The following is a 21458-nucleotide window of genomic DNA, read 5'->3' on the forward strand; positions in this document are numbered from 1 at the left end:
ATGCGTCCAAGGTTGTAACCATTCCAGCCAAGGACCGACGATGACCTTCTTTATCTTCCTGCTCGCCTGCGCCGCGGCCGCCAGCACCGGTGTGATCTTCAAACCCGGCGCCTGGTATGAGTCGCTGATCAAGCCCAGCTTCACCCCGCCCAATTGGCTGTTCCCGGTGGCGTGGACGATCATCTATCTGCTGCTGGCCTGGGCCGGTTACCGCCTCAGCCAGATCCCCGGCAGCGAAACGGTGTTGGCCCTGTGGGCGGCGCAGATTGCCTTGAACACGCTGTGGACGCCGGTGTTCTTCGGCGCCCATCGCATTCTCGCCGGTATGGTGGTTATCGTGCTGCTGTGGCTTACCGTTGCGGCGATGGTGGTATTGGCCGTACGCCTGGACCTGATTACCGGGTTGATCCTGTTCCCTTACCTGGCGTGGCTGTGCGTGGCGGCCGCCTTGAACTTCTCGATCCTGCGAAATAACCGCTGATGGCCTACACACCATGGCCCGCCAGCGAGACTGAATTGGCCCAGATGCGCCGCTTCAATCAGAAGCTTGCGTGGATGCCGCGCTTTAAAATCCGCAACCGCATCACGCCGCGCCTGATCCAGGCACTGTTGCGCGTCAGTCAAACCCTGAAGAAGGCGCCCGTGGCAGAGCGAAAAATGCTGGGCTCGGTGCCCGTGCGTATCCTGCGGCCGAGTGGCAAGCCTAAAGGCGTGGTGCTGGATATCCACGGCGGCGGTTGGGTGATCGGCAATGCGCAGATGGATGACGACCTCAACCTCGGCATGGTCAACGCGTGCGACGTGGCGGTGGTGTCGGTGGATTATCGGCTGGCGGTGGATACGCCGATTGAAGGGCTGCTGGAAGACTGCCTGGCCGCCGCCCGCTGGCTCTTGGGCGATTGCCCCGAGTTTGCCGACTTGCCGGTGATTGTCGTCGGTGAGTCGGCCGGTGGGCACTTGGCGGCAGCCACGTTGCTGGCGCTCAAGCAATGGCCCGAGTTGCTCGAGCGGGTAAGCGGCGCGGTGTTGTATTACGGCGTCTACGACTTGACCGGCACGCCGAGCGTGCGCACGGCGGGGCCGGATACCTTATTGCTGGACGGGCCGGGCATGGTCGAGGCGCTACGCATGCTGACGCCGGGCATAACGGATGAGGCGCGCCGGCAGCCACCGCTGTCACCTCTCTATGGGGACTTTGCAGGCATGCCACCCGCGCTGATGTTTGTGGGCGAGTTGGACCCGCTCAAGGACGACACGCTGCTGATCGCCGAGCGCTGGGGCGGGGTCGAGGCGCATCTGCTGCCGGAAGCGGCCCATGGGTTCATTCATTTTCCGGTGGCGATGGCCGCTAGCGTGCTGGCTTACAGCCGCAAGTGGATAGCGAGTCGAATCCTTGGCTATGAGCGCTAGCATCCAGGCCGTGACGGCCGCTGACATTCCCGAAGTGTTGCGCTTCGTTTTGCAGGCTCGTGATGAGATTTTTCCAAAACTCAAGGCGACCGGGTTACCGGATGACCTGGCGCAGTTCGAAGCCATCTACCTCAAGGGCGACGGTCAGTTTCTGATTGCTCGTGCCGAAGGCCGGATCGTTGCGGCGGTGGGTTACCTGCCGTATGACGGCCGCTTTGCACAGTTGAACTACCAGGGCTGCAAGACAGTGGAAGTGGTGCGCCTGTACGTACTTCCGGCCTTCCGGCGCTTTGGCCTGGCGGGTGAGCTATACCGTTCGCTGGAAGCGTTGGCGCGGGCGGATGGGGTGGAGATGGTTTACCTGCATACCCACCCATTTCTGCCCGGCGCGATTGATTTCTGGATCCGGCAGGGGTTCGAGGTGGTGGACGTGGAAGCTGACCCGGTATGGCAGACCACCCATATGCACCGACCTCTGTAGATCAAATGTGTCAGGTAGAGCGCAGGCGTAGGATTTGCGCGCCATCAAACGGGTCCGTCAGGTAATGCCCCTGCACCCCGAATGTCTCTTGCAGGCGCTCTGGCGTCAGCACCTCCAGTGGTGTGCCCAGTGCCACCAGCCGCCCGCGATCCAGAACGGCCAGGCGATCGCAGGTCAGCGCCTGGTTCAGGTCATGCAGGGCGATCAAGGTGGTTACCGGCAAGCCTTGCACACCTTTTAATATCGCCAGTTGATGCTGGATATCCAGGTGATTGGTCGGTTCATCCAGCAACAGAATCTGCGGCCGCTGTGCGAGGGCGCGGGCGATGTGCACGCGTTGGCGTTCGCCGCCCGAGAGGCTGCGCCAGGCGCGTTGGCTCAGGTGGGTGGCGTCCACGTCGTGCAACGCTTGGCGCACGATGGCGTCGTCTTCGCGAGACCACGGGCTCAGTGCCGACAGCCACGGCGTGCGGCCCAACGCCACGGCGTCGAACACGCGAATGGCGTCATCGGTATCGGCTTGCTGTTCCACCACCGCCAGCTGTTGCGCGATGGTGCGGCGCGATAACTCATCCAGGCGCTTGCTGCCCAAGCGTACTTCACCGCTGCCCGGTGCACGCAAGCCGGCGAGCAATTTGAGCAGGGTGGATTTGCCCGAACCGTTCGGCCCGACGATGCCAAGGGTTTCACCCAGCTCTACGTCCAGGTCAATACCGCGCAGCAACTGCGCCTCACGCACCTTGAAGCCCAGGCCGCTGCAGCTCAGTACACTCATCGCGCATTCCTCCGGCCAATCAGGATCAACGCAAATACCGGAGCACCCACCAAGGCAGTGACCACGCCCACGGGAATCACCTGGCCCTTGATCAAGGTGCGCGAGAGTACATCAGCCGCGATCAAGAACAGTGCGCCGCCAAGGGCGCTGGCTGGCAGCAACCGCGAATGTCCGGTGCCGAGCAACAGGCGCATGGCATGGGGAATCACCAGGCCCACAAAGCCGATGGAACCCACGATGGACACCATCACCGCCGTCACCAACGCGGCGCAGGCCACCAGCACAAATTGTACACGGCGCACCGGGATACCGAGGGAGGCCGCCGAGTCGCTGCCGAAGGTGAAGGCGTCCAGTGCGCGGCGGTGCCACAGGCAAACTGCCAGCCCGGCGACCGCCACCGGCACCGCCAGCCACACCGACGGCCAGCGCACGCCGCTGAGGTTGCCCAGCAGCCAGAACATAATGCCGCGGGCCTGTTCGGAGCTGGCGGACTTGGTGATCAGGAATGCGGTCAGGGCATTGAACAACTGCGAGCCGGCGATGCCCGCGAGGATGATCTGCCCGGTGCCACTGGACGAACCGCTCGCCCGTGCCAGCAGAATCACCAGCGCAAACGCCGCCATCGCTCCCGCAAACGCACCCGCCGACAGTGACACCAGGCCGCCACCCACACCGATCAAGGCAACGAGGACCGCGCCGGTCGACGCGCCGGCGCTGATACCCAACAGGTACGGATCCGCCAGCGGGTTACGCAGCAGCGATTGCAGGATTACCCCACAGGTCGCCAGCCCCGCGCCACAGGCAGCGGCGACCAAGGCGCGGGTGAGGCGGTAGTTCCACACCACGCCTTCATCGATGGGGTCCAGCACGAAGCCTGCGGCCCAGAGTTTATTGGCGAGCACCTGCAACACCACCTGCGGCTCGATGGCGGTTTCGCCGATAGCGACACCAGCGAGCAGTGCGATTAGGAGCAGTGCCAGGGCAAGTAGGGTGCGCATCATTTGCCCAGGTCGTAGCCGTCGATGGCCGCGGCCAGTTGTTCCAGGCCGTCGAAGGTGCGCAGGCTGGCCTGCAACGCCAGGGCGTCGAGGATGATGATGCGGTTGTTTTTCACCGCGTCCATGTTGCGGGTCACGGGGTCGTTGCGCAGGAAGGCGAGTTTCTTTTCGTGGTCGTCGGCGGGGTAGCGGCGACGGTCCATGCGTGCGATCACCAGGAACGTGGGGTTGGCCTTGGCGATGGTTTCCCAGCCGACGGCGGGCCATTCTTCGTCGGACTGCACCACGTTGCGCAGGCCAAGGGTTTGCAGCATGAACTCAGGGATGCCCTTGTGCCCGGCCACGTACGGGTCGCTGGCCATTTCGGCGCTGGAGAACCATACCAGCGCGCTTGCCTGCTTCAAGCCTTTGCCCTGCGCAGTCGCGATGGATTTGGCCAGGCGCGCCTTAAGCTCATCGTTCAACCTCTGGCCGCGTTCCTGTACGTCGAAAATCTGTGCCAGTTGGCTGATGCTTTTGTAAATCGTCTCGATGCGAAACGGCTCCAGCCGCGTGCCATCGGCACCGACCAGGTTGTCCTTGCCTTCGCAGTCGGAGGGCAGCAGGTAGGTGGGGATCTTCAGTTCATGGAATTGCTCGCGGGTGCCGACCACGCCTTGCGGGCCCACCACCCATTCCAGCTCGGCGGCTACCAGTTGCGGGCGCTTGGCGATCACCGCTTCGAAGCTCGGCTCATTGTTGGCCAGGCGCTCAATGCTGTCGTCCTGCGCCTTGTACTGCGCCAGTACGTTGTTGAACCACAACGAGGTACCGACCACTTTATTGCCCACGCCCAAGGCGTAGAGCATCTCGGTGGCGGCCTGGCCGATGGTTACGCTGCGCAGGGGGGCTTGCAGGAAGGTGAGGGTGCTGCCGCAGTTTTCCATGGTCAGCGGGTAGTGGGTGGGCGTGGCCTGGGCCAGGGCACAGGCACCCAAGCCTGCGATCAGGGCGGTAACGCGTGGCAGCATGGGGTGATCTCCGTGTGAACCGAGGTGCGGCAGGGGAGGTACGGCTCGGAAACACGCCCATGGAGGCTGCAGGAGTGCAGGGCCAGGATGTCCTTCCCGGACACCCCGCCGGTTAGTCATAGTGCTGGGCCGGCAGGTCTCCTGACTGATGCGTCATCGCCACGCCCCAGCCTTCCCGGACGTGGTCCAGTGGCATTCAGGGGCAGGCTCAGCACCTACAGTTGCGGGGGCAGTTTCGACTTACGCGTGGGGGCGTTTCGAATTCCCTATTAGTCCCATGTGGGAACCGGCGGCGGTATGGTAGTCGATCGCGAGGCTTAACGGGAGCTACGCTGGCGGCAGGCGTGAAGTTGCTTGCCACAGGTGATCAACTGGATTATTTGCGATCCAGCCACACTGTTTTGGCATTGCAGAACTCGCGTACGCCGAAATGCGACAACTCACGGCCAAACCCGCTTTTCTTCACGCCGCCAAACGCTACCCGAGGGTCTGACACGCTGAACGCGTTGACGAAGACCCCGCCGGTTTCCAGTTGGTTGGCGATGTCCCGGGCTTTCGCCGCGTCGGTAGTAAAGATACTGGCGGTGAGGCCAAACTCGCTGTCGTTGGCCAGGGCCACAGCATGCTCGGCATCGCGGGCGGTGATGATCGACGCCACGGGGCCAAACAATTCCTGCTTGAACGAGGTCATCTGATCGGTGACGTCGGCCAGCACGGTCGGTTCGTAGTAATTGCCCGCGCCTGGGACTTTGTTGCCGCCCAGCAGCAGGGTCGCGCCTTCTTCCAGGGTCGCCTGGACCTGGCCGTGCAGTTCGTCGCGCAGGTCGAAGCGGGCCATGGGGCCGATATAGGTAGTGGTCGATGTCGGGTCGCCCAACGCCAGGGCGCGGCTGGCTTCTAGGAATCTGGCGGTGAAGGCTTCAACCACACCGGCTTCGATGATCAGGCGCTTGGCTGCGGCGCAGACTTGGCCGCTGTTCTGGAATCGGCCGATCACGGCCGCTTGCACGGCGGCGTCGAGGTCGGCGTCGTTGAGCACGATGAACGGGTCGGAGCCGCCCAGTTCCAGCACGCATTTCTTCAGTGCTGCGCCGGCCTGGGAGCCAATGGCGATACCGGCGCGCACGCTGCCGGTGAGGGTCACGGCGGCGATGCGCGGGTCGGCGATGGCGCTGGACACGCCGTCCTGGGTCGCGTTGATCACTTCGAACAGGCCGTCGGCGAAACCCGCTTTATGGAACGCTTGTTGGATCAGGTAGGCGCTGCCCATCACGTTCGGCGCGTGTTTAAGCACATAGGTGTTGCCGGCGAGCAGGGTTGGCACGGCGCCGCGCAGCACCTGCCAAACCGGGAAGTTCCACGGCATCACGGCAAGGATCGGGCCCAGCGGGCGGTATTCGATCCGGGCGCTGCCGTTGTCCACCAGCGTTGGTTCAGGGGCGAGCATGGCCGGGCCGTGGGCGGCGTACCACTCGCTGAGTTGGGCGCACTTTTCGATCTCGGCGCGGGCCTGGGCGATGGGTTTGCCCATTTCCAGGGTGATCATTTGCGCCATGTCTTCGGCTTGCTCGCGCAGGGCGCAGGCCAAGGCCTGCAGCAATTCGGCGCGCTGGCTGACCGGCTGCCGGCGCCACGTGCGGAAGGTATTGGTTGAGCGGGTGAGGGCGGCGTCCAGCTGTGCCGGGGTTTCATAAGGGTAGCTGCCGACTGTCTCGCCGTTGGCGGGGTTGATCGACAAGGCGTGGGTCTGGTGGGAAATAGCGTTCATGGCACCGTCCGGCTGAATAAGTGGAATGGGGTCAGCGTACGGGGCTGTATCTTTTCTGGAAACTGAATAATATTAAGCGATACGTTCACGATTGGAGAATGGCTTGGATCTGGTGCAGCTGGAAATCTTCAAGGCCGTTGCCGAGCAAGGCAGCATCAGCGCCGCCGCGCAGTTGATTCATCGGGTGCCTTCAAACCTGACCACGCGCATCAAGCAACTGGAGCAGGATTTGGGCGTGGAGTTGTTTATCCGCGAGAAAAGCCGCCTGCGCCTATCGCCGGCCGGCTGGAATTTCCTCGGCTATACGCGGCGTATTCTCGACCTGGTACAAGAAGCTCGTGCCACGGTAGCGGGGGAGGAACCCCAAGGTGCCTTTGCCCTGGGCTCCCTGGAAAGCACGGCGGCAGTGCGTATCCCCGGCTTGCTCGCGGCGTATAACCAGAAATACACCAAGGTCGAGCTGGACCTGAGCACCGGCCCGTCGGGCACCATGATTGAGGGTGTGCTGTCAGGGCGGCTGACGGCGGCCTTTGTCGACGGGCCGGTGCTGCATTCCACTCTGGAAGGCGTGGCAGTGTTCGAAGAGGAGATGGTGGTGATCGCGCCGCTGCATCACGCGCCTGTCACTCGCGGGCGGGATGTGAATGGCGAGAATATCTATACGTTTCGCTCGAATTGCTCGTACCGGCATCACTTCGAGCGCTGGTTCTCACAGGATGGCGCGATGCCGGGCAAGATCTTCGAGATCGAGTCCTACCACGGCATGCTCGCCTGCGTCAGCGCCGGGGCGGGGTTGGCACTGATGCCGCGCAGCATGCTTGAGAGCATGCCGGGGTGTGCGGCGGTGAGTGTGTGGCCGTTGAGCGACACATTCCGCATCCTCAATACCTGGCTGATCTGGCGTAGAGGCACGGTGTCGCAGAGTTTGAACAGTTTCGTGAAACTGCTGGAGGAACGTGATCTGGTAGCAGCGCAGATCTAATGTGGGAGCGAGCAAGCCCGCTCCCACATTTTGACTGTCATCAGCCGCCAAATTGCAGGGTGCCCATGGCCAATTTCGCCATGATTGCCGTCGCACCCAGTTGCACCAGCCACAACGCCAAACCACCTAGGAATACTCCCAGCGCCACCTGCAGCACCAAGCTCTTCTGGCGCTTGGCTTGCGGTGCTCGTGGGGTGTAGTCATGCAGTTCGTCACGGTCGGCGCGCAGGTCCAGGTCGTCGTTTCTCATAGGGCTCTCACAGCAAAGGGGCAGTCGGGGTTCAGTCTAGTGTGTTCGCCAATAAAAAGGGGGAAGCCAATGGCTTCCCCCTTCGTATAACGCTTGCCGGCTTACAGCACCTGGACAATCGCTTTGGTCACAGCACCAATGTTCGATTGGTTCAGCGCCGCCACACAGATACGGCCGGTATCCAGTGCGTAGATGCCAAACTCGGTGCGCAGGCGGGTGACTTGCTCAACGGTCAGGCCGGAGTAGGAGAACATCCCGCGCTGGCGACCGACGAAGCTGAAGTCATGGCCTGGAGCAGCCTTGGCCAGCTCAGCCACCATCTGCTCGCGCATGCCACGGATGCGCAGGCGCATTTCGGCCAGTTCGGCTTCCCACTGGGCGCGCAGCTCGGGGTTGTTCAGCACCGCGGCAACGATGGCTGCACCGTGGGTCGGCGGGTTGGAGTAGTTGGTGCGGATCACGCGCTTGACCTGGGAGAGGATGCGCGCGCTTTCTTCCTTGGACTCGCTGACAATCGACAGCGCGCCTACACGTTCGCCGTACAGGGAGAACGACTTGGAGAACGAGCTGGACACAAAGAAGGTCAGGCCCGATTCAGCAAACAGGCGCACGGCGGCGGCGTCTTCGTGGATGCCATCGCCAAAGCCCTGGTAGGCCATGTCGAGGAACGGCACCAGGTTCTTGGCCTTGACCACGTCCAGCACGTTTTGCCAGTCGGCCGGGCTCAAGTCCACGCCGGTCGGGTTATGGCAGCAGGCGTGCAGCACCACGATGGATTGCGGCGGCAGGGCGTTGAGGTCTTCGAGCAGGCCGGCACGGTTGACGTCGTGGGTGGCGGCGTCGTAGTAGCGGTAGGTCTGCACCGGGAAACCGGCTTTTTCGAACAGCGCCTGGTGGTTTTCCCAGCTTGGGTCACTGATGGCGACCACGGCATTGGGCAGCAGTTGCTTGAGGAAGTCGGCACCGATTTTCAGCGCGCCGGTACCACCGACGGCTTGCGCGGTGATCACACGGCCAGCGCTCAGCAGCGGTGATTCAGCACCGAACAACAGCTTTTGCACGGCCTGGTCGTAGGCCACGATGCCGTCGATCGGCAAGTAGCCACGGGCCGCGTGTTGCGCCACGCGAATGGCTTCCGCTTCGGCAACGGCACGCAAGAGTGGAATTTTCCCCTCCTCGTTGCAGTAAACGCCCACGCCAAGGTTGACCTTGGTGGTTCGTGTATCGGCGTTAAATGCTTCGTTGAGGCCCAGGATTGGATCGCGTGGTGCCATTTCGACAGCGGAAAACAGGCTCATTTTTGCGGCAGCTCTATGGGGGAAGGGAGGGACGTGTCGCGCTCCAGCCGAAGGCACTAGAGCGGTGCACAAACGGGGAGCTAGTATAGAGGCCATCACGGCTGAGGGCGACAACCGAAACGGCTTTTCGGCCATGTTTTTCGGTTTATTTGTTGACCGTTAGTCTTATTGCAACATTGATCCCGGACGGCAGGTAGGACGGTTGCCTTGAAACCCGTCACATTCGCCACCACTTCTACAGCTATCATGGTTTTTTCCTGCAACCTGCGATGAATATTCGCGGGTTGCTGAGCTATTTCGTCCCTGGCGGTGTCGAGTCTGGGGTGACTTCACGAGGTACGTTATGTCGGATTTCCAGCTCGTTACCCGTTTTGAACCCGCCGGCGATCAACCGGAAGCCATCCGCCAGATGGTCGAAGGCATTGAAGCCGGCCTGGCGCACCAGACTCTGCTTGGGGTGACCGGTTCGGGCAAGACCTTCAGCATCGCCAACGTGATCGCCCAGACGAACCGCCCGACCTTGGTGCTGGCGCCGAACAAGACCCTGGCCGCGCAGCTCTACGGTGAGTTCAAGGCGTTCTTCCCGAACAACGCGGTGGAGTACTTCGTTTCCTACTACGATTACTACCAGCCTGAAGCTTACGTGCCATCCTCCGATACCTTTATCGAGAAAGATGCATCGATCAACGACCATATCGAGCAGATGCGTCTGTCGGCGACCAAGGCGTTGCTGGAGCGCAAGGATGCGATCATCGTCACCACGGTCTCGTGCATCTACGGTCTGGGCAGCCCGGAGACTTATCTGAAGATGGTGCTGCACGTCGACCGCGGCGACAAGCTCGACCAGCGTGAGCTGTTGCGTCGCCTGACGAGCTTGCAATACACCCGCAACGACATGGACTTCGCCCGTGCCACCTTCCGGGTGCGCGGCGATGTGATCGACATCTACCCGGCGGAATCCGACCTGGAGGCGATCCGCATCGAGCTGTTCGACGATGAAGTCGAAAGCCTGTCGGCCTTCGACCCATTGACCGGCGAGGTGATCCGCAAGCTGCCGCGCTTCACCTTCTACCCGAAAAGCCACTATGTGACCCCGCGCGAAACCCTGATGGGCGCCATCGAGGGCATCAAGGCCGAATTGGTGGAGCGCCTGGAATACCTGCGCTCCAACAACAAACTGGTGGAGGCGCAGCGCCTGGAGCAGCGCACCCGTTTCGACCTGGAAATGATCCTGGAGCTGGGCTACTGCAACGGCATCGAAAACTACTCGCGCTACCTTTCCGGCCGCGAATCCGGGCAGGCGCCGCCCACCCTGTTTGATTACTTGCCGGACGACGCCTTGCTGGTGATCGACGAGTCCCACGTCAGCGTGCCGCAGGTCGGCGCGATGTACAAAGGTGACCGCTCGCGTAAAGAAACGTTGGTGGAATACGGTTTCCGCTTGCCGTCGGCACTGGATAACCGGCCGATGCGCTTCGACGAGTTTGAAAGCATCAGCCCACAGACGATCTTCGTCTCGGCCACGCCGGGTAACTACGAAGCCGAACATGCGGGCCGCGTGATCGAGCAACTGGTGCGCCCGACCGGTCTTGTGGACCCGCAAATCGAAATCCGCCCGGCGCTGACCCAGGTCGATGACCTGCTTTCGGAGATCACCAAGCGCGTCGCACTGGAAGAGCGGGTGCTGGTCACCACGCTGACCAAGCGTATGTCCGAAGACCTGACCGACTACCTCGCCGACCACGGCGTGCGTGTGCGTTATTTGCACTCGGACATCGACACCGTGGAGCGCGTCGAGATTATCCGCGACCTGCGCTTGGGCACCTTTGATGTGCTGGTGGGGATCAACCTGCTGCGCGAAGGGTTGGATATGCCGGAAGTATCGCTGGTGGCGATCCTGGATGCCGACAAGGAAGGCTTTCTGCGTTCCGAGCGCTCGCTGATCCAGACCATCGGCCGCGCGGCGCGTAACCTCAATGGGCGGGCGATTCTGTACGCGGACCGTATCACCGGCTCCATGGAGCGGGCGATTGGCGAGACCGAGCGCCGCCGTGACAAGCAGATTGCCTACAACCTAGAGAATGGCATCACCCCCAAAGGCGTGTTCAAGGACGTCGCCGACATCATGGAAGGCGCCACCGTCCCCGGCTCGCGCAGCAAGAAGCGCAAGGGCATGGCCAAGGCCGCCGAGGAGAGCGCCAAGTACGAGAACGAACTGCGCTCGCCGAGTGAGATCACCAAGCGTATTCGTCAGTTGGAAGAGAAGATGTACCAGTTGGCGCGGGACCTGGAGTTTGAGGCGGCGGCGCAGACGCGCGATGAGATCGGCAAGTTGCGCGAGCGGTTGTTGGCTGTTTGATTGGCAGTGATGGCGGCACCGCGGTCTGCCAGAATCACCCAAGCTGGTGTTACCATTCGCCCCTTGTTTCAATTTTCAGTTTTATCGCCCATTCGAGACCTGCCATGACCACCGTCCGCACGCGCATCGCGCCATCGCCTACTGGGGATCCCCACGTCGGTACTGCCTACATCGCCTTGTTCAACTACTGCTTTGCCAAGCAGCATGGCGGTGAATTCATCCTGCGGATCGAAGATACCGATCAACTGCGTTCGACCCGTGAGTCGGAACAGCAGATTTTCGATGCCTTGCGCTGGTTGGGCATTACCTGGGCTGAAGGCCCGGACGTCGGCGGCCCCCACGGCCCGTATCGCCAGAGCGAGCGCAGCGATATCTACAAGCAGTACACCCAGCAACTGGTCGACATGGGCCACGCCTTCCCGTGCTTCTGCACCGCCGAAGAGCTGGACCAGATGCGCGCCGAGCAACAGGCTCGTGGCGAGACCCCGCGTTACGACGGCCGTGCGCTGTTGCTGTCCAAAGAAGAAGTGGCTGCGCGCCTCGCGGCTGGCGAACCTCACGTCATCCGTATGAAAGTGCCGAGTGAAGGCGTGTGCGTGGTGCCGGACATGCTGCGCGGTGACGTCGAGATCCCGTGGGACCGCATGGACATGCAGGTGCTGATGAAGACCGACGGCCTGCCGACGTACTTCCTGGCCAACGTGGTCGACGATCACCTGATGGGCATCACCCACGTGCTTCGCGGTGAAGAATGGCTGCCGTCGGCGCCCAAGCTGATCCTGCTGTACGAGTACTTTGGCTGGGAACAGCCGCAGTTGTGCTACATGCCGCTGCTGCGTAACCCGGACAAGAGCAAGCTGTCCAAGCGCAAGAACCCGACCTCGGTGACGTTCTACGAGCGCATGGGCTTTATGCCTGAGGCGATGCTCAACTACCTGGGCCGTATGGGCTGGTCGATGCCGGACGAGCGCGAGAAGTTTTCGCTGCAGGAAATGGTCGACAACTTCGACCTGTCCCGCGTCTCCCTGGGCGGGCCAATCTTCGATATCGAGAAGCTGTCGTGGCTCAACGGCCAGTGGCTGCGTGACCTGCCGGTGGAAGAGTTCGCCAGCCGTGTGCAGCAGTGGGCGTTGAACCCCGAGTACATGATGAAGATCGCGCCATTGGTGCAGGGCAGGGTGGAGACCTTCAGCCAGGTCGCGCCGTTGGCCAGCTTCTTCTTTGCCGGTGGCGTTAATCCGGACCCTAAGCTGTTCGAATCCAAGAAGCTTTCGGGTGACCAGGTCCGCCAGTTGATGCAGTTGATCCTGTGGAAGCTGGAAAGCCTGCGCCAGTGGGAGAAGGACGCGATCACCGCGACGATCCAGGCGGTGGTGGAGTCCCTGGAATTGAAATTGCGCGATGCGATGCCGCTGATGTTTGCCGCAATTACCGGGCAGGCGAGTTCGGTGTCGGTGCTCGATGCGATGGAAATCCTCGGTCCGGACCTGACCCGTTTCCGCCTGCGCCAAGCCCTTGATTTGCTTGGTGGTGTGTCGAAGAAAGAAAACAAGGAGTGGGAAAAGCTGCTGGGCGCGATTGCCTGAGCTAGCTGTTGCAACGGTCAAACCCCGGTTTTCCGGGGTTTGATCGGTAAGTGATTGTTATCCCGGCAAAAAACTTTGGAAAATGTTGAAAATAAATTTGACACGTTTCCAAACCGCCATTAAGATTCGCCCCGTCCTCACCGATGAGGGGCTATAGCTCAGCTGGGAGAGCGCTTGCATGGCATGCAAGAGGTCAACGGTTCGATCCCGTTTAGCTCCACCAATTTACAGGTTCAAGGTCTGGCCACACCGTCCTTGAATTGATCAGGTCTCAGCTCTGATCAGATGTACAGAAGGTTTTGTCCCCTTCGTCTAGTGGCCTAGGACACCGCCCTTTCACGGCGGTAACAGGGGTTCGAGTCCCCTAGGGGACGCCAGTTTCAACAAGCAGTTCGAAAGGCCTGCAGCGTCGCGAGACGAAAAATCCGGGGCTATAGCTCAGCTGGGAGAGCGCTTGCATGGCATGCAAGAGGTCAACGGTTCGATCCCGTTTAGCTCCACCAATTTACAGGTTCAAGGTCTGGCCACACCGTCCTTGAATCGACCGGACTCAGCCCGGTCTGTTGTATAGAAGGTTTGTGTCCCCTTCGTCTAGTGGCCTAGGACACCGCCCTTTCACGGCGGTAACAGGGGTTCGAGTCCCCTAGGGGACGCCACGTTTACCCGCTTTGCGGGATTTTAAAGGGTCATTCAATTATTGAATGGCCCTTTTGTTTGTCTGGCGTTTGGCCAATTCCCTCCTCAATTCCACTCTTTCGTTCTGACCGATGGTCATGTCTGTCGCTTGCCAAATATTATTATGGTAATAATATTCAACCCATGAGAAACGGAGGCAAGCATGAGCGATAAAAAAGCGCAAACCCGCGAACGTATTTTGCAGGCTGCCAGCGCGGCGTTGATCCAGCGTGGCCCGGCTGAGCCGAGTGTGGGCGAAGTCATGGGCGCGGCGGGGCTGACAGTGGGTGGTTTTTACGCGCACTTTGAAAGCAAGGACGCCTTGATGCTCGAGGCATTCACCCAATTGTTGGCCAAGCGTCGCGCGTCTATCGACGACATGGATTCACAACTGACCGGTGAAGAACGCAGAGGGCTGGTGGCGGCTTTTTACCTGTCGCGCAAGCACCGCGACTCCACGGCCCAGGCTTGCCCGATCCCGGCGACGGTGGGCGAGATGAGTCGCCTGCCCGACGAATTCCGCCAGGCGCTGAATGAGCACTGTGAACTGATGGCTGCGCAGTTGGCTGCCACTCCTGAGGACACTGACAAGGTCCTGGCGGACATGGCCCTGATGATTGGTGGCCTGGCCTTGGCCCGCGCCCTTGGCCCGGGTGAGTTGTCTGACCGTGTGCTGCGTGCTGCTAAATCGGCCGTGCGCTAGAAGAGGGCTTGCATGATGGGCACGTTAACCTGGATTCGTCGCGTCAACGGCACCCTGGGGCACCTGGCGCCGCAAACCGTAGCCAACAAGATGCGACGTGCTTTCATGACGCCGCGCGATCTGCCGCCCCGTGACTGGGAACTGCCACTGTTGGCGCAATCGGAGCGCATCACGTTGCGCTTTGGCTTGTCTGCCCTGCGTTGGGGCCAGGGCCCTGCGGTGTTGTTGATGCATGGCTGGGAAGGTCGTCCCACCCAGTTCGCCAGCCTGATCACTGCGTTGGTGGATAACGGTTATTCGGTGATTGCCCTGGACGGTCCCGCACATGGCCGCTCGCCGGGGCGCGAAGCCCATGTGTTGCTCTTTGCCCGCGCCATGCTCGAGGCTGCGGCCGAGTTGCCGCCGCTGCACGCGGTGATCGGCCATTCCATGGGTGGCGCCAGTGCGATGCTGGCGGTGCAGCTGGGGTTGCGTGCCGGGGCGTTGGTGAGTATTGCCGCGCCGTCGCGTTTTCTGGATGTGCTGCGCGGCTTCACCCAAATGGTCGGTTTGCCGGCGCGAGCACGCGCCGCGTTTATCCACGAGGTGGAACTGACGTTCGGTATGCCGCTCAAGCACTTGGATGTGGCCCACTACCACATGAATATCCCGGGCCTGATCGTGCATGCCGAAGACGATACTTTCGTCCCGGTCAAGGCGTCGCAAGCCATTCACGAGGCCTGGTTCGACAGCCGTCTGTTGCGCCTGGAAGCCGGCGGGCATCAGAAAGTGCTGGCCGACCCACGGGTGATCGAAGGTGTCCTGGCCCTGTTGGCCGGCTGCCGCCTACAGGCGCGGCAAACCGCCTGATACACTGCCCCGCCGACATCAATCGACTGGAGCAAGGCATGGGCTGGGATATGGCAACGCCGTTTATCATCGATCTGCAGGTCGCGCCTGACGACATCGACGGCCTGGGGCACGCCAATAACGCGGTGTACGTGTCTTGGCTGGAGCGTTGTGCCTGGCGCCATTCCCAGCGCCTGGGGCTGGACCTCGCCGAGTACCGGCGCCTGGATCGTGCCATGGCCGTGGTGCGCCATGAGATCGACTACTTGGCAGCAGGTTATGAGGGCGACGACTTGCAACTAGCCACCTGGATCGTCGACTGGGACCAGCGCTTGAAAATGACCCGTCGTTTCCAACTGATACGCCCCCGCGATGGCGCGACCCTGCTGCGCGCGCAGACCACCTTTGTGTGCATCGAGCTGTCCAGCGGCAAGCCCAAGCGTATGCCCGCTGAGTTTATTGAAGGTTACGGCCCCGCCCTGACAGGGGGTTAACGGTTGCCGTAGGAAACCCAGTAAACTGCGCCACGATTTTTGTTGAGTGTTTTCCATGCAAATTGCTTTGGCGCCCATGGAGGGGTTGGTCGACAACATCCTGCGGGACGTGTTGACGCGCGTGGGCGGTATCGATTGGTGCGTGACCGAGTTCATTCGCGTCAACGACCGCCTGCTCACTCCGGCCTATTTTCACAAGCTCGCTCCGGAACTGCTGCACGGTGCCCACACCGCGGCGGGCGTGCCGTTGCGTGTGCAACTGCTCGGCTCCGACCCGGTGTGCCTGGCGGAGAACGCCGCCCTGGCCTGCGAGCTGGGTTCTGAAGTCATCGACCTGAATTTCGGTTGCCCGGCCAAGACCGTGAACAAGTCCCGTGGTGGTGCGGTTCTGCTCAAGGAACCGGAGCTGCTCAACCGGATCGTCGAACATGTACGCCGTGCGGTGCCGGCGCATATCCCGGTAACTGCCAAGATGCGCCTGGGCTTCGACAGCCCGGACGGCGCTCTGGTGTGCGCCACGGCCCTGGCCGAAGGCGGCGCTGCGCATATCGTGGTGCATGCGCGCACCAAGGTCGATGGCTACAAGCCGCCGGCCCATTGGGAGTGGATCCCGCGGGTGCAGGACGTGGTCAAGGTGCCGGTGTTTGCCAATGGCGATATCTGGAGCGTCGAAGACTGGAAGCGTTGTCGCGAGATCAGCGGCGCCGAAGACATTATGCTCGGCCGTGGCCTGGTGGCGCGTCCGGACCTGGCGCGACAGATCATGGCAGCGAAGGCGGGCGAGGAGGTGGTCGAAATGACCTGGGCCCAGATGCAGCCCATGCTTCAGGAGTTCTGGCGCCAATCGGTGGCGCAGCTGACTGAAAAGCAGGCGCCCGGACGCTTGAAGCAATGGCTGGCGATGCTGACACGTAACTACCCGCAGGCGGTAGAGTTGTTCACGGCCCTGCGCCGTGAGACGGATTTGCAGCAGGTCAGTCGCCTGTTGGGTATGCGGCACCCAGTTCCGTTGGATTGAGTCGTTAAGTAAGTTTTTACATTTACCTGAGAGGGCTTCACTGGAGCCCTTTTTTTCGCGTGCGCGAAATAACATAAAAACTCAACTTGAAGGCGCATGAATATTATCTGTTATTTACAGGTCGTCGGTGTATTAGCGCATGTAAGCCTGGGTGGAAGTTCAATGCAGCTGAATGCAAGAGTTCAACGCGAATAAACAAGGATGGATGTCCACCAGTGCGTGTTGGTTTCCTTATATGAGCAACGGTTTCGGGAACTCGATAGGCGGATTCTCCACGAATATATGGACTGTGTGACTCTGTTGTTTCCAGTTCATAAAAATCATCGCCTGAATTCTCAATGGGCGGGTCGAGTCGAATAGGAGTATCGCTAATGTCTCTGTTAATTAATCTTCTGCAGTGTGTGAGGTTAACCTGTTTTTCCTGGGTCGAAACACCATTCAATACCCGCACTAGACAGTTCAGGGGCTGACCAGCGCCCGAGGCTGGGTGGTAGCGGGTTTGGTTAAAATTTCAAGAAAAACAGGCACGTTTGGCGAAGTAAGTATTCGCGGATGCCTGTGTGTGGAGATGTACATGTCTATTCATTCAATTAACAATATTGCGCGTATTGTAGATGTCAGTAGGTTTGGTGGTCTGGTAGAGGCGAGTAATGAATTAAGGCCTGAACTACGGCGTGCCCGTGAAGATGTTAAGCGCGGTATAAGTGTTCCTGTCAGCGACGTGTCGGAAAGCAAAATCGAAACAGACAAACTGCCGGAAGTTCTTACTTCCCTGCGTTCACTTTTTACTCAGTTACAGGTTTTGTTATCGGATGGCCGAGGTCAGGTGCTTCCTGATGCGCCTGCCCCTTCCGTCAAGGTTACTCCGAAAGTGGCGCCAGAACCTGTCGCTCCCAAGCCAGGCACGGCGCTGGAAATACCCGGGCTTTCCAGCAAGCGAAATGGCGCGAAGCCAGACAACATCTGGAGCGGGTTTCGCCAGGGCCCCGATGGCAACTGTGTGACGGTATCGGCCATCAAGGCGGCGATGTATCGATTTGGCCAAAGCCCCACGGATGTTTTCAAGGAAGTGACCAGAACCAATGACGGCTACCAAGTGGTGATGCGTGATGACTTCAAGCTCACCCTGACCGACCGTGAACTCGTCGAAGGGGCACGGGGTGCGCGGTTTGTCGGGGCGGATAAAGGGATGCTCAAGGATGCTCAATTCCTGTTCGCGGTCAGTGCCAAGCGTGCGCAGATGGAAAACAACGATCGTACGGCGGGTCGAAGCTTCCAGGCCGCGATCCGCAGCTTGAACAATGGAGAGGACGAGACCGGGCCGGGGGAGGGGTTCCTGCGGCTGGGATTGAAGAGCCACATGAAGAGGGTGAATGTACGCGACCTCGCCAACGGGCAACTGGGTATGTGCAACCGGACCGGGCATTCGGTGGCGGTCATTAACGGCCGCGAAGAGTTATGGGGGCGCCAGGGCAAGGCGCCCACTAAAGGCCACGCCGTAGCGCTGATGTGATCGTTATTCCAGCAACCGCCTGAACCCTTCGATCGGCAACGGCCGGCTGTGCAAATAACCCTGGAATAAATGGCAACCCAGCTTTTGCAGGAACGCCAGTTGTTCTGGGGTTTCCACGCCCTCGGCAATCACTTCCAGGTTCAGGCTGCGTGCCATGGCCACTATGGCGCGGATGATTTCCGCATCATTCGGGTCGTGGGTTGCATCACGCACGAACGATTGGTCGATTTTCAGTGCATCCACCGGCAGACGCTTGAGGTAGGTCAGGGATGAGTAGCCGGTGCCGAAATCGTCCATCGCGAAACTCACGCCGAGTTTTTTCAGGCGACGCATCTTCACCACGGTGTCGTCCAGGTTCTGGATCACAATCCCTTCAGTGATTTCCAGTTTGAGCAGGCTGAACGGCAGTTGGTGCTGCCTGAGGCTGTGTTCAACCCGCTCCACAAAATCGTTCTGGCGAAACTGCCGGGGGCTGATATTCACACACAGGCTGAAATTGAGCGGGTCCACCAGGCCGTCGGCAATCAACTGGGCAAAGGCGCTACAGGCTTCATCGAGAATCCAGGTGCCGACTTCCAGGATCAGGCCGCTGTCTTCCAGCACCTTGATGAATTCTGCCGGCGACTGCGCGCCCAGTTGTGGATGTTGCCAGCGCACCAAGGCCTCGGCACCGACAATCTTGTTGCCCCGCGCATCGACCTGAGGTTGGTAATGCACGCTGAATTCGCCGCGTGACAGCGCCAGGCGCAAATCGGTTTCCATGCGCAGGCGCTCGCTGGCGGTTTTTTGCATGCTGTTGTGGAACATCTGCGTGGTATTGCGCCCTGAATCCTTGGCGCGGTACAGGGCGATATCGGCGCGTTTGAGCAAGTCGGCGGGTGTAGTGCCATGGTCGGGAATCAGCGCCACGCCGATGCTGGGCGTGACCTGCAGCCGATGGCCGTCGAGGAACATCGGCTCCGAGAGCAGTTCACGCAGGGCATCGGCCAGTTTTTGCACCTGGCCGCTGACGTCCTGGCGCGTACCCTCCAGGCCGCTGAGCAGCACCACAAACTCATCGCCGCCCAGGCGTGCCACGGTATCCTCCATGCGTACGCTGGCTTCCAGGCGTGCGGTGACGATTTTCAGCACGGTGTCGCCCACCGGGTGGCCGAGGGAGTCGTTGATGTGCTTGAAGTGGTCGAGGTCGAGAAACAGCAGGGCGCCACGCAGGTTGTGGCGCTTGAGCAAAGCGATCTGCTGGCTCAGGCGGTCCATCAGCAGTGCACGGTTGGGCAGGTTGGTGAGCGGGTCGTGATAGGCCAGGTGACGGATCTGTGCCTGGGCGTTTTTCAACAGGCTGACGTCCCGGGCGGTCAGCAGCAGGCATGGGGTTTCATTCAAGGTGATCGGCTCGACCGAGACCTCCACCGCCAACACCTCGCCACGTTTGTTATGCCAGAGCATTTCCAGATGATGGATACGCCCCTTGATCTGCAGCTCGGCCAACAGCGCGGCACGCTGGTTTTCATCGGCCCAGATGCCGATCTGGTACAGGGTCAGGCCGATGGCCTCTTCGGTACGGTAGCCGGTCAGGCGGCAAAAACCGTCATTGACCTCCACATAACGGCCGGTGTCGCGCTCGGTGATGGAAATCGCGTCCGGGCTGGAGTGGAACGCCTTCGCGAACTTCTCTTCACTGGCCTTGAGTGCAGCCTCCGAGCGTTGCTGCTGGGTGATATCGCGTAGCGTGGTAACGATGCATGGCTGGTCACTGACCTTGATCAAGCGGCTGGAGATCACACAGGTAAGGCTTTGGCCGTCCTTGTGATGCACCACGATGGCCACGTTGTTCAGGGCCTGCTCGCGAATCACTTGCTCGATGCGTTGCAGGCGTTTGCTGGGCTCGTCCCACAGGCCGATCTGTTCGGCGCTTTTGTCTATCACCTCGGCGGCGGTAAAGCCAAAGGTCTGGGTAAACGCCGGGTTGATCTCCATAAAGGCGCCGCTATCCAGGCAAGTGACGCAGATCGGGTCGGGGCTGGCCTGGAACAGGCTGGCGAACTTTTCCTCGGAGGCGGTGAGCCGCTGCTCGCGTTCCACCTGGTCGGTGATATCCAGCAAGGTCCCGGCCATGCGCAAGGGCTTGCCTGATTCGTCGCGATACAGGCGTGCACGGCTTTCCAGGTAGCGTGGGCTGCCATCCTCCATCTGCACGCGATAGGTCAACTGGTAATTGCCGTCCGGGCCTTCGCGCAAGCTGCGGTAGGCGTTGCGCATGCCCTCGCGATCCTCATCGGACATACCGTCAAAAAACGCATCGAAGGATTCATGGAACGGCATGGGTTCCAGCCCGTGCAACTGGGCGGCACGCGCCGAGCCGTAGAGCATGCCGCTGGGAATGTGCCAATCCCAGGTGCCCAGTTGTGCCGAGTCCAGGGCCAGGTCCAGGCGTTCCTGGCTGTCCTTGAGCGCTTGCTCGGCGTTTTTGCGTTCGGTGGTGTCGAGGAACGTGCTGACCAGGTAAGCCTCGCCGTCCAGTTCAACCTTCTGGGCGCTGAGCGTGCCATCGTGGATCTGGCCGTTGCTGGCGCAGAACTGCACCTCCATGGTGATGGGTTCGCCCTTGCGCTGGGTGGCCTTGACCAGCAGTGCGCGTTGTTCCGGGTGGCGCCACAAACCTAGCTCCAGGGTGGTGCGGCCAATGGCGTCGGCCACCGGCCAGCCGAACAGCATTTCGAAGTACTGGTTGGCTTCGCTGATCAAACCGTCGGCTTGGCGCGTCAGCAGCACCATGTTCGGGCATAAATGGAACAAGGTGGCGAAGCGCTTTTCCGAGTGGCTCAGGGCGTGTTCGCGCTCGCGCTGGTGGGTGATCTCGCGGATCACCCCAATCATGCGACGACGCCCAGTCTTGTCTGGCGCCAGGCTGCCACTGATTTCCAGCCAGTGCAGGCTGCCATCGGGCCACTGGATGCGGTGGTGCATGGCGCGTTCGAATGGCTCGCCGGCAAGTACCGCGTGGAAACCGCGCACCACGCGCGCGCTGTCTTGGGGTGCCAGCAGGTCGAGGTAATCGAGGTCCTTGGGCAATGGTTGGCGCGGGTCAAAGCCAAATAATGCCTGGGTGCCCCGTGACCAACTGATTCTTCCAGTGTCGATTTCCCAGCACCAGGCGCCCAGCCGGGCGGCATTGAGTGCCGCCAGCAGTTGCGGGGCGCTGTCCCAACTTTGCTCCGCCGCTTGAGGGTCCAGGGCGTAAATGCGGGGCAGGGGAGGTACTGAGTCGACAGGATTGCGCATTATCAAAGGGCCTTGGCTCGATGGGAAA

At 60.9% G+C, this 21458-nt stretch carries 18 protein-coding genes, 4 tRNA genes and 1 riboswitch; of the genes, 15 read left to right on the top strand and 7 right to left on the bottom strand.

All coding sequences use genetic code 11. The annotated features are described in order from the left end of the window. Positions 1–40 precede the first annotated feature (40 nt). The 3 genes from tspO to JFT66_RS19425 are packed head-to-tail and all read left to right on the top strand — an operon-like array spanning position 41 to position 1891. Positions 41–481: a tryptophan-rich sensory protein TspO gene (gene tspO / locus JFT66_RS19415; protein WP_034116889.1), complete on the top strand. Its 441-nt coding sequence runs from the start codon at positions 41–43 to the stop codon at positions 479–481. Further along, on the top strand, positions 481–1410 hold the full coding sequence (locus JFT66_RS19420) for an alpha/beta hydrolase (protein ID WP_034116888.1): 930 nt from the start codon (positions 481–483) through the stop codon (positions 1408–1410). Before tspO ends, JFT66_RS19420 begins: the two co-directional genes overlap by 1 nt. After that, on the top strand, positions 1400–1891 hold the full coding sequence (locus JFT66_RS19425) for a GNAT family N-acetyltransferase (protein ID WP_034116887.1): 492 nt from the start codon (positions 1400–1402) through the stop codon (positions 1889–1891). The genes JFT66_RS19420 and JFT66_RS19425 overlap by 11 nt, the downstream gene beginning before the upstream one ends. Before the next feature lie 10 nt (positions 1892–1901). On the opposite strand, the gene JFT66_RS19430 is transcribed toward JFT66_RS19425, so the two are convergent. From JFT66_RS19430 to JFT66_RS19445, 4 genes are all read right to left on the bottom strand, one after another. Beyond that, positions 1902–2666, bottom strand: coding sequence for an ABC transporter ATP-binding protein (locus JFT66_RS19430; RefSeq protein ID WP_198859909.1), 765 nt, complete (start codon positions 2664–2666; stop codon positions 1902–1904). Further along, positions 2663–3667 (bottom strand): FecCD family ABC transporter permease, encoded by a 1005-nt coding sequence (locus tag JFT66_RS19435; protein ID WP_198859910.1) that lies wholly within the window; start codon positions 3665–3667, stop codon positions 2663–2665. Before JFT66_RS19435 ends, JFT66_RS19430 begins: the two co-directional genes overlap by 4 nt. Then, on the bottom strand, positions 3664–4674 hold the full coding sequence (locus JFT66_RS19440; protein WP_198859911.1) for an ABC transporter substrate-binding protein: 1011 nt from the start codon (positions 4672–4674) through the stop codon (positions 3664–3666). Before JFT66_RS19440 ends, JFT66_RS19435 begins: the two co-directional genes overlap by 4 nt. A 114-nt stretch (positions 4675–4788) precedes the next feature. After that, a riboswitch (cobalamin riboswitch) is annotated at positions 4789–4980 on the bottom strand. Between the two features lie 70 nt (positions 4981–5050). Further along, positions 5051–6442, bottom strand: coding sequence for an aldehyde dehydrogenase family protein (locus tag JFT66_RS19445; RefSeq protein WP_198859912.1), 1392 nt, complete (start codon positions 6440–6442; stop codon positions 5051–5053). A gap of 103 nt (positions 6443–6545) precedes the next feature. On the opposite strand from JFT66_RS19445, the gene ptrR reads away from it, so the two are divergent. Continuing rightward, positions 6546–7424 carry a putrescine utilization regulator PtrR gene (gene ptrR / locus JFT66_RS19450; RefSeq protein ID WP_034116882.1) on the top strand — a complete coding sequence of 293 codons (879 nt, stop codon included), beginning with the start codon at positions 6546–6548 and terminating at the stop codon, positions 7422–7424. Positions 7425–7464: 40 nt separating this feature from the next. Here the strand turns inward: ptrR and JFT66_RS19455 are convergent, their stop codons facing one another. After that, a complete protein-coding gene (locus tag JFT66_RS19455; protein WP_017138724.1) occupies positions 7465–7674 on the bottom strand; it encodes a hypothetical protein in 210 nt (69 codons plus the stop codon). Between the two features lie 101 nt (positions 7675–7775). Further along, a complete protein-coding gene (locus tag JFT66_RS19460) occupies positions 7776–8972 on the bottom strand; it encodes an amino acid aminotransferase (RefSeq protein ID WP_034116881.1) in 1197 nt (398 codons plus the stop codon). A gap of 343 nt (positions 8973–9315) precedes the next feature. On the opposite strand from JFT66_RS19460, the gene uvrB reads away from it, so the two are divergent. The 11 genes from uvrB (at position 9316) to JFT66_RS29845 (ending at position 18148) form a co-directional block, all read left to right on the top strand. After that, positions 9316–11331 carry an excinuclease ABC subunit UvrB gene (uvrB, locus tag JFT66_RS19465; protein ID WP_034116880.1) on the top strand — a complete coding sequence of 672 codons (2016 nt, stop codon included), beginning with the start codon at positions 9316–9318 and terminating at the stop codon, positions 11329–11331. Between the two features lie 104 nt (positions 11332–11435). After that, entirely contained in the window at positions 11436–12917 is a 1482-nt protein-coding gene (gene gltX, locus JFT66_RS19470) for a glutamate--tRNA ligase (protein WP_019820852.1), read from the top strand. Between the two features lie 147 nt (positions 12918–13064). Then, positions 13065–13140, top strand: a tRNA-Ala gene (locus JFT66_RS19475). A gap of 78 nt (positions 13141–13218) precedes the next feature. Further along, positions 13219–13294 (top strand) — tRNA-Glu (locus tag JFT66_RS19480). Between the two features lie 50 nt (positions 13295–13344). Continuing rightward, positions 13345–13420 (top strand) — tRNA-Ala (locus tag JFT66_RS19485). 77 nt (positions 13421–13497) lie between these two features. Beyond that, positions 13498–13573 (top strand) — tRNA-Glu (locus tag JFT66_RS19490). A 182-nt stretch (positions 13574–13755) separates the two neighbouring features. Further along, complete coding sequence (locus tag JFT66_RS19495; RefSeq protein ID WP_198859913.1) at positions 13756–14295, top strand: TetR/AcrR family transcriptional regulator; 540 nt, start codon at positions 13756–13758, stop codon at positions 14293–14295. 15 nt (positions 14296–14310) lie between these two features. After that, on the top strand, positions 14311–15144 hold the full coding sequence (locus JFT66_RS19500) for an alpha/beta hydrolase (RefSeq protein ID WP_034117886.1): 834 nt from the start codon (positions 14311–14313) through the stop codon (positions 15142–15144). A 38-nt stretch (positions 15145–15182) separates the two neighbouring features. Further along, positions 15183–15617 carry an acyl-CoA thioesterase gene (locus JFT66_RS19505; RefSeq protein ID WP_034116878.1) on the top strand — a complete coding sequence of 145 codons (435 nt, stop codon included), beginning with the start codon at positions 15183–15185 and terminating at the stop codon, positions 15615–15617. A 55-nt stretch (positions 15618–15672) separates the two neighbouring features. Continuing rightward, a complete protein-coding gene (locus tag JFT66_RS19510; protein ID WP_034116877.1) occupies positions 15673–16635 on the top strand; it encodes a tRNA dihydrouridine synthase in 963 nt (320 codons plus the stop codon). 574 nt (positions 16636–17209) lie between these two features. Further along, entirely contained in the window at positions 17210–18148 is a 939-nt protein-coding gene (locus JFT66_RS29845; protein WP_233097142.1) for a hypothetical protein, read from the top strand. A 3-nt stretch (positions 18149–18151) separates the two neighbouring features. Here JFT66_RS29845 and JFT66_RS19520 read toward each other — a convergent pair whose 3' ends face one another. Further along, positions 18152–21430: an EAL domain-containing protein gene (locus tag JFT66_RS19520; RefSeq protein WP_198859914.1), complete on the bottom strand. Its 3279-nt coding sequence runs from the start codon at positions 21428–21430 to the stop codon at positions 18152–18154. Positions 21431–21458: the final 28 nt, after the last annotated feature.

This window comes from Pseudomonas sp. MF6755 (assembly GCF_016405635.1).
Taxonomy (GTDB): domain Bacteria; phylum Pseudomonadota; class Gammaproteobacteria; order Pseudomonadales; family Pseudomonadaceae; genus Aquipseudomonas; species Aquipseudomonas haemolytica.